The sequence below is a fragment of the Burkholderia sp. BCC1047 genome, from assembly GCF_902833155.1.
GTDB lineage: Bacteria > Pseudomonadota > Gammaproteobacteria > Burkholderiales > Burkholderiaceae > Burkholderia > Burkholderia sola.
In genome coordinates this window covers 1-5,016 of the sequence record NZ_CADFEH010000074.1, presented here as the reverse complement: position 1 = coordinate 5,016, position 5,016 = coordinate 1, and the positions used below count along the sequence as shown (strand labels likewise).

Sequence of the window (5,016 nt, the reverse complement as noted above, 5' to 3'; positions counted from 1 at the left end):
GGCATTCTTATGGGTGTTCATCCGGCTGGGTTCCTGGAAGGTTGGGTGTTTGGCGACTTCCAGTCTCCCAGACTCAGTCCGGATGAACCATCGATACAACCTATTGAAGCTTCACATCTAGCGGTGCCGCACCAAACTGAAGCCGTGTGGCATGCGTCGACAGGGGCGAGGCATAGCCGCAGACCGCATTCTCTCCGGTAAAACGTTTGCTTTTTATAAGCGAAACGGAGGGGCAGGTCGAAACTCGACTTCATATTTAGACATCCGGTATTTGACAATCTTTTAAGAAAATTCTTTTAGAATTTTTTGAGACGCAATTCATAATTTGCGCGCAGGCCGGGGTGCCATTGGCGAGGCGATGCACAGAGGTTGGAATCAAATTAAATTCACGCAAAGTGGAAATAATATTCAAATGAAGAATAAGCATTCTTGCGCATATCCAGCTCGCCACGCCGTGAGGACCACACGTGCTGGCGTAGCAAACCGTCGTGCATTCGGGGGCACGACTCGCCGACGGCGCGGGCCGTCGCGGCAAATGTATCTGCCGGGCGAACATGACGACCATCGCCTCGAGCAGCGTGAAGCCGCTGAGCTTGCCGGCCCAACCGGACTCGATGAGCGCGACGCGGCCATCGGGCAGCCTTACGCGCGGCATGTGCGCTTCGAGATAGCAGGCATGCCGGAAGACGTCCAGGTGGCGGTGGCGCGTGACGACGGGTCATGCACGGGATGCGCGCCGGCCACTTCCGGATACGGAAGCGAGTGCCGGCAGTGAAGCCGATCTGAATCGTGAGCCGTTTGGCGGCGCAGTCGCCGTCAACGCCGCTCGCGAACGGCGGATCACTCACACCCCACGCGGGCTTAGAACAATTCATCCAACAAGAGGCAATTTTCAAGCCTCAACCAACGGCCATCACCTACCCATGACCCTCAGAAGAAAACTTCATAGTCCTATATATCTGGCGATCCTGATCCTCGCCGCTCCTGCATACGCGCAATCCTTGCCGAATGCAGGTTCGCTCCTGAACGAGCAGAAAATCGCCCCGCAACCGCGCGCACCGCAAGCTACGACCCCGGAAGAAGTCGTTCCGTCCGAAGCCCCACCGGGCGCGGGCGAGCCGGAAGCCGGCCCCACGGTGACGCTGAAGTCCATTACCTTCGACGGTGACAAGCGTGTGGCGGATGCAGAAGACCTGCAGTCTGTTACCGCGTCGATGGTGGGCAAGAAACTGACCCACGCGGGCTTGCAAAAAATCGCAGATACGATCACCCAATATCTGCGCGGTCGAGGCTACGCACTCGCTTACGCCTACCTTGCACCGCAAGACCTGACGGCGGGCAATCTCGTCATCACGATCGTGGAAGGCCGTCTGGAATCCGGCAAGGACCGCGTCACCATCAAGGGCAATACGCGCAGCAGCAACGAACGTATCGTGGCAATCGCGAACGCCGCGCTTCCGACCGATCGCCCGCTGAAGAAGGAAGACCTCGAACGCGCACTTCTGCTCATCAACGACCGTCCGGGCGTCAGCGCGAAGGCCGTCCTGCAAAAGGGCGCTCAACCGGGCACCAGCAAGCTTCTCGTTGAAACGACGCCGACCCCGATCGTCAACGGCCAATTGTCGATCGACAACTATGGCAGCCGCAGCACGGGCATCGAGCGCGGCACGGCGACAATCTTCGTGAATGATCCACTCGGGATGGGCGATCAAGTCACGCTCGGTCTGAGCAAGAGTCAAGGCACGGAAGTCGCCAACCTCGGCTACAGCCTGCCGCTGACGCCCACCGGCCTGACGCTGTTGCTCGGAGGCTCGTATCTGCACTACCGCGTGGTTCAAGACGCTTACTCGGCGCTCGACCTGCGCGGTTCGGCCGTGACCGGCTCGGTTGGTTTGAATTACCCGATCATTCGTACGCGCACGCAGAACCTCAATGCGACCGTGATGTACGACCACAAGTATCTGAAGGACAGCGCGCTGGACGTGAGCCTGAGCAAGCGCAAGCTCGACAACCTGACGTTCTCGCTGTCGGGCAACCGTTACGACGGTCTGCTGGAAGGTGGCGTCACCGAAGGCCGGGCCGCGGTGACGTTTGGTCACGTCGATCTGTCGGGCAACCCGGTCGATCAACTGGCGGATTCGATGACGGCGCGCACGCACGGCACGTTCACGAAACTGGCGGCGAACCTCAGCCGTCTGCAGACCCTCGACCCGAACTGGAGCGTGTATGGCGGTTGGGCCGGTCAATTGTCGAACACGAACCTCGACAGTTCGGAAAAGTTCCTGCTCGGCGGCCCGACCGGCGTGCGGGGTTATCCGGTCGGTGAAGGTTCGGGCGACGAAGGCTGGATGGGGACGGTCGAGCTGCGCCGTTTCGTGAATATCGGCGTTCCGTCCGTCAAGGTTCAAGCGCTTGGCTTCGTGGACGTCGGCCAGATTCGTTTGCACCACACGACTTACGCCGGTTCGGAAATCAACGAAGGCCACACGAACAAGGTGACGTTGACGTCGGCAGGTCTGGGCGTGAACGTGTGGAGCGGTCGTTGGAACGCGCACGCGGCTGTCGCACGGACGATCGGCCGCAATGATGGTGCGTCGCTGGCGGGCAACAACGCCGATGGCCTGAATACCAGCTGGCGCGCGTGGCTTCAACTCGGCATGGCGTTCTGACCGAACGGCCTTCTGATCGATTTTAAAAGGACTACAAATGAAAAAGGCATCAATGAATCACGTCTATCGGTTGGTCTGGAATGCCGCGATCGGTGCATTCATCGCCGTAGCCGAGAACACGAACGCTCGCGGCAAACGCAGCGCACGTAGCGCGGCCCTGGTCGTGGCCCTCGGTGTTGCTGCCGTGGCGGACGCAGCGTACGCAGCGCCGCCGCTTCCGACTGGCGGTCAAATCGTGGCGGGCCAGGGCTCGATCACGCAGAACGGTTCGTCCATGACCATCATCCAGAATTCCGGGAAGATGGTCACGAACTGGAACGGCTTTGACATTGGGCAAGGCAACGCCGTCACGTTCGCACAACCGAACAGCGCGGCCGTTTCGCTGAACCGTGTCGTCGGCGGCAATGGTGCCAGCCAGATTCTCGGCAGCATGAACGCGAACGGCCAGGTATGGCTGATCAACCCCGGTGGCGTGGTCATCGGCAAGGGCGCGACCATCAACGTCGCAGGCCTCGTTGCTTCGAGCGCGAACATCAGCGACAGCGACTTCCTCGCGGGCAAGACGAAGTTCGCCGGCGCAATGGGGAACATCGTCAACCAAGGGAAGATCAACAGCCAGGGTGTCGTCGCCCTGATCGGTCGGAAAGTCACGAACCAAGGCACCATCAACGCGAAGGGCGTTGCACTCGCAGCCGGGCAGGATGTCGATCTGGACTTCAACGGCGACGGTCTGATCAGCGTTCAAGTCACGAAGGGCGCGCTCGACGCGCTGGTGAGCAACGAAGGTCAGATTTCGGCTGACGGCTCCGCGGTGGTCCTGACCGCGCGTGCTGCCGACGCAGCAATCAGCAGCGTAGTCAACAACACGGGCGTGATCGAAGCGCGTTCGCTGCAATCGAAGAACGGCCGCATCGTTCTGGACAACGACGCGGTAAACGGCAATACGACCGTGGCAGGAACACTGAATGTGTCGTCGGCTGACGGCGCGGGCGGTAACGTCGTGATCGAAGGAAAGAACATCGCGATCGACAATGCGGCGATCAAGGCGGACGGTGCATTGGGTGGCGGTACGATCAAGATCGGTGGCGGTCTTCGTGGCGAAGACGCGACTGTCAACAATGCGACGACGGTCGCGACGGGCAGGAACGTCGTCCTGTCGGCGGATGCGACGCAAAAGGGCAATGGCGGTACGGTCGCGGTCTGGTCGGACGGCACCAATGCGTTCTCGGGCGAAATTTTCATCCGCGGCGGCAGGAACGGGGGGGACGGCGGTTTCGCTGAAGTCTCGGGCAAGAAGGGCTTGAGCTATACGGGCGTGACGCACGGTCTGTCCACGCTCGGCGCGGCGGGTACGCTGCTGCTCGACCCGGACACGATCCAGATCTGGGGCGGTGAAGCGCCGGCAAGTGCGAGCACCAATCCTTCTGACTGGGCCAAGACGAACACCACCGGTGTTCTGAATATCTACGAGAGCACGCTGGAAGCGCAAGAGGCCAATGTCAGCCTTTACGCCAATACGTTGATTCACTTCAATGATCTGACGAAGGATGCGAACGGCAATGCGTTGACGCAAGTTGCGCACGGGGCCACGAGCACGGCTGCGGGCTACACGACGGGCGACGGCAAGCTCAAGCTTCAGGATGGCGTGAGTTTCAATGCCGTCACGGGCGCGAACAATAGCTTCATCACGTTCGACAACAAGAACAATACGCTCGAAGTGTCTGGGGCCGGCTCGATTTATATGGAGGCCGGGCAGTACCTTGGAAGCGGGAATCCCACCGGTCATATCGGCAACAACACGGGCAACAATCCCGACACCAATCAGGGCGTTTTCAACCTCGTGGCATTGGGCGGACGTGACGCAAACGGCAAATCCACTTCCGCGAGCGCGTATGGCAACAGCAATTGGGCCGGCGTGAACGGTACTACGCCGGGCGCAGGCACGATCACGCTTCTGGGCGCGGACGGTCTCGCCATTTCCGGCGATCTGACGACGTATTGCGGCTACATCTACATCCATGCCGATTCGGATCACGCGGGTGGCGGCAACCTGGTGGTCAGCAGCAAGATCAAGACCAACGGCGGCGATTTCAACTACGCGTGGGGTTGGAACTCGGGTCAAACCGCGACGTTCACCTACGGTAGTGCCGTCGATCTCGTCTGTACCGACGGTAGCTGCTCGCGTCAAGCGGGCACGTTCCGGGCTGTTCCGGATGCAGGGGGGCCGGGTGGAACGAAACCCGCCTGTAGATTTGCACGGAATCCTGACCCACCCTACGCAGTAATTTGCATCGAATATTGACCCACGTAGAACACTGACCTGCTCGGCAACGGGCAGGGGAACGGA

Annotated in this window: 3 protein-coding genes; 2 read left to right on the top strand and 1 reads right to left on the bottom strand. The window is 60.3% G+C overall.

Going from position 1 to position 5,016, the window contains the following annotated elements; all coding sequences use genetic code 11:
- Positions 1-256: 256 nt before the first annotated feature.
- A complete protein-coding gene (locus HWX55_RS35820; RefSeq protein ID WP_175979092.1) occupies positions 257-655 on the bottom strand; it encodes a hypothetical protein in 399 nt (132 codons plus the stop codon).
- A 268-nt stretch (positions 656-923) separates the two neighbouring features.
- Here HWX55_RS35820 and HWX55_RS35815 point away from each other — a divergent pair, with 268 nt between their 5' ends.
- Both HWX55_RS35815 and HWX55_RS35810 read left to right on the top strand, forming a co-directional pair.
- Positions 924-2,669, top strand: coding sequence for a ShlB/FhaC/HecB family hemolysin secretion/activation protein (locus HWX55_RS35815; protein ID WP_175979091.1), 1,746 nt, complete (start codon positions 924-926; stop codon positions 2,667-2,669).
- Positions 2,670-2,706: 37 nt separating this feature from the next.
- The gene (locus HWX55_RS35810; protein WP_244140710.1) at positions 2,707-4,971 is read left to right on the top strand and encodes a filamentous hemagglutinin N-terminal domain-containing protein; all 2,265 of its coding nucleotides are present in this window, start codon (positions 2,707-2,709) and stop codon (positions 4,969-4,971) included.
- Positions 4,972-5,016: the final 45 nt, after the last annotated feature.

Bases quoted from the DNA above. Each gene is read 5' to 3' on its own strand.
- HWX55_RS35820 (WP_175979092.1), bottom strand. From the start codon at position 655: ATGCCGCGCGTAAGGCTGCCCGATGGCCGCGTCGCGCTCATCGAGTCC.
- HWX55_RS35815 (WP_175979091.1), top strand. From the start codon at position 924: ATGACCCTCAGAAGAAAACTTCATAGTCCTATATATCTGGCGATCCTG.
- HWX55_RS35810 (WP_244140710.1), top strand. From the start codon at position 2,707: ATGAAAAAGGCATCAATGAATCACGTCTATCGGTTGGTCTGGAATGCC.